We start from the raw sequence: 3,465 nt of genomic DNA, 5'->3' as shown, positions 1-3,465 counted from the left end.
TGGCATCGCGAGGGTAGGACTTTTTCAAACAAAGAAAAGCTTAGAATTGATTAGCGAAATGAACGAATGCCTAAGAAATCCTTCATGGGGCTAATTAATATATAACTTTTTCAACTGCCTAAGGGCTGTTTTGCAGCCCCTTTATTGGTTCTCAATTTTTTGGAGTATAAGATTGCATATATCCCTTGTTGCATTTGGCTTTGCTTTTTCTCTGCAGCATTCTTTCATATGTTGTAGCCTAACTTTGCTATTTAAAAGCTGCATAAGAATGCTTACAACGCTGTCGTCTGAGTGTATTCTTGCGGCAATGCCATTATTTAATAGATAGTCAGCATTCTTTTCCTCTTGACCTGGGATTGCAGAATTAATGACAATAGGAATTTCTTTGATTAACGCTTCTGTAATGGTAAGCCCACCGGGTTTTGATATTAATAGGTCTGATGCAGACATAAGAAGGTTAATATTATCAGTATAGTCAAAAACAATTGTCCTTTTGTTTGTTCTTGATGCTATTTCATTTAGTTGATTTCTAAGTTTTATATTTTGTCCAGCACAGGCAATTATTTGTATATCAAGCTTTGAGAAGGCAAGTTTCTCAAACATATCTTTTATATTACCAATTCCAAGACCACCACCCATTAAAAGGACAGTAAATTTATCATCTAACTCTAATTCTTTTCTTGCTTCTCTTTTATCTATCCTTTGAAGAAATTCCTCAGAAACAGGAATTCCAAGTGGATAAATTGTCTCCTTTTCAATTCCCTTTTCAACTAAATCCTGAATGAAGTCCTCATTAGGTATAACATAGGCATCTATATGGCTGTATAGCCAAAAGGAATGTGGTGCATAGTCTGTTAATATTGCAATACAGGGACATTCGATTTTATTTTTCCTTTTAAGTTTAGATACCATTTCAAGTGGGAATGGGTGTGTACAGACTATTGCTTGAGGTTCATATTCTTCAATTAGTCCCTTTATTTTAATAGAAAGTATTTCATTTATTATACTTGATAAGTTAGATAGGGTATCCTCTGAATCGGCATATTTATAAAGCTTTCCGTAGAGTGCAGGTGTCTTCTTTAAACTTTTTAAATACCCACCTACTATTATCTTATCAATTATAGGATTTATATATTTTAGTGTATCTACCATTTCAAATTGGACATCATTATAATGTGTTTTAAAGTATTTTCCTATTGCCTCTGCAGCCTTTATGTGTCCACTTCCTGCCGATACTGTCAAGCACAATATCTTCATAACTTCACCTCACTTAATTATATTATAAGCAATAAATCTTAAAAAATCCTTTTATTAACATAATGTTAACAACAAATTAAATGTATAATTACAAGATAAATACAAAAAATAAATTTAGAAATTTTTGTGTAAAGGGTGGTAATATGTTTAATAAAAGGTCTTTTCTTGCAATAGTTGTTTCTATAATAATTGTTTTTACCACAACATTTGGAGTTCTAATGTATCTTGATAGGAGAGATTATAGAATATTTCTTGGGAATCAATACCAAAAGGACTTATATGAAATAGTCTCAAATGTTGAATCTCTACAGGCAAGTTTATCTAAGGTTCCAGTTACTATGTCAGAAAAACAAGGGATAATTATTTTTAGTGAGATTTGGAGGCAGGCGGGTGCAGCACAGGATAGATTAAACAGTCTTCCAATTTCCCACGAAGCCCTGTCCCAAACATCAAAATTTTTAGCCCAAGTTGGGGACTTTTCCTATACACTCCTTAAAAGAAGCAGTAGTGGGCAGGGATTAAGTGAATCTGAGCTTAAAACATTAGAAAAGCTTAATGATTATGCAGGTTATCTAAATGTTAAACTGCACGAACTGCAGCAGGAGGTTTCGGAGGGTAAATTAGACTGGACTGAAATCAAGCTTAAGGGAAAAGTATTATTTTCGCAGAATTTGCAAAATCCAGTGGATGTAAAATTTGAAAATATATCCAAGGAGCTTCAACAATACCCAACTTTAATTTACGATGGCCCATTTTCAGAAAATGTACTCAATATAAAGCCAAAGATATTAGAACAGCCGAAGATAAGCATAGAAGAAGCAAAGAGGATAGTTAAGGATATACTTGGAAATGATAAGGTTCAATCTATAGATACATATAGCAGTAAACAGGGAGGCAAAATACCAGTTTATCCCTTTAAGGTTACTATGAAGGGCAATAAGGATGCAACAGTTGATGTTGATGTAAGTCAAAACGGAGGCAAAATTGTATATCTTCTAAATACAAGAGAAATAAAAGGTTCAAAGCTTAATATGAAGCAGGCAATTGAAAGAGGAATGAAATATCTTGAAAATATAGGCTATAGAGATATGCTTCCAACTTACACATTAAAATATGATAATATTGCTCTAATAAATTATGTTTATGTTCAGGATAAGGTTGTTGTTTATCCGGACCAAATCAAGCTAAAGATTGCATTAGACAATGGAGAAATAATTGGTATAGAGGCACAGCACTTTTTAGTAGCCCATACCGAAAGAAGGATACCTACTGCAAGGATTACACCACAGGAGGCAAAGGCGAATGTTAGTAAAAATTTAAACATAAAAAACATAAGATTGACAATAATACCAATGGAATCTTTAAAGGAAGTTTTATGTTATGAATTCTTTGGAGAATATAAAGGAGAAAAGTTCTTCATATACATAAATGCTCAGGATGGAACAGAAGAGAGGATACTGAAGTTAATAGATACACCTAATGGTGAGCTTACCATATAGTTTATAACATATAAAAATGTTTTGGGGGAAAATTAATATCAAAGGGGGGATTTAGTATGTCAAGACATAGAAGTATTATGTCTGACGAACTAAAGTATGAGCTTGCAAAAGAGCTTGGGGTTTATGACATTGTTAAGGAAAAAGGCTGGGGCGATGTTCCATCAAGAGAGTGTGGAAACCTTGTAGCAGCAGCAATAAAATATGCAGAGAAGATGTATGAACAAAACCACAATCACAGCTAATAAACGCAGAAGATAATTTGCAAATTTGACATCAAGAGATGCTAAAGTGTATAAAAAGAGCCCCGTAGAAGGATTTCAAAGGCATTTATCACAAATTAAAAAGTGATTAAAAATGCCAAAAGAAATCCTTTACGGGGCAAATTTACATAAGAAAATATAATATTCAGAGATTTCGAAGAGCTCCGAAAAAATAGTGGCTTTTAATGACGTTTTTTATAAATATTCAACTTAATTTAATAAAATGCATAAAAAGTTATTAATGTAAAATGCGTAGCATTAAAAATATATTAATATTTGTTAATTCAATCTATATAGGGCTTTGTTTTTGAGCCCTATTTTTATTATTTCCTCATTTTAGGGCGTAGCAAAGCTAAGGGTGGCCTTTTGCTGCATAATTAAGTTGACCATCCTTACTATATTACACGCAGTGTTTGCTAAAATAATATGTATTTTAGCACCTACAAGTC

Annotated in this window: 3 protein-coding genes; 2 read left to right on the top strand and 1 reads right to left on the bottom strand. The window is 32.8% G+C overall.

Annotation, left to right across the window (positions count from 1 at the left end; genetic code table 11):
• Positions 1–141 precede the first annotated feature (141 nt).
• Positions 142–1,257, bottom strand: a complete 1,116-nt coding sequence (locus A3M9_RS0112265) for a glycosyltransferase (RefSeq protein WP_027309434.1) — start codon at positions 1,255–1,257, stop codon at positions 142–144.
• A 143-nt stretch (positions 1,258–1,400) separates the two neighbouring features.
• Between A3M9_RS0112265 and ypeB the strand changes: the two genes are divergently transcribed.
• Positions 1,401–2,756, top strand: a complete 1,356-nt coding sequence (ypeB, locus tag A3M9_RS0112260) for a germination protein YpeB (RefSeq protein WP_027309433.1) — start codon at positions 1,401–1,403, stop codon at positions 2,754–2,756.
• 56 nt (positions 2,757–2,812) lie between these two features.
• On the top strand, positions 2,813–2,998 hold the full coding sequence (locus A3M9_RS0112255; protein WP_027309432.1) for a small, acid-soluble spore protein, alpha/beta type: 186 nt from the start codon (positions 2,813–2,815) through the stop codon (positions 2,996–2,998).
• The last annotated feature ends 467 nt before the right edge of the window (positions 2,999–3,465 follow it).

The sequence above is a fragment of the Caloramator sp. ALD01 genome, assembly GCF_000472625.1.
Classification (GTDB): Bacteria; Bacillota; Clostridia; order Clostridiales; family Caloramatoraceae; genus Thermobrachium; species Thermobrachium proteoclasticum.
This window is presented reverse-complemented; position numbering and strand designations above follow the sequence as displayed.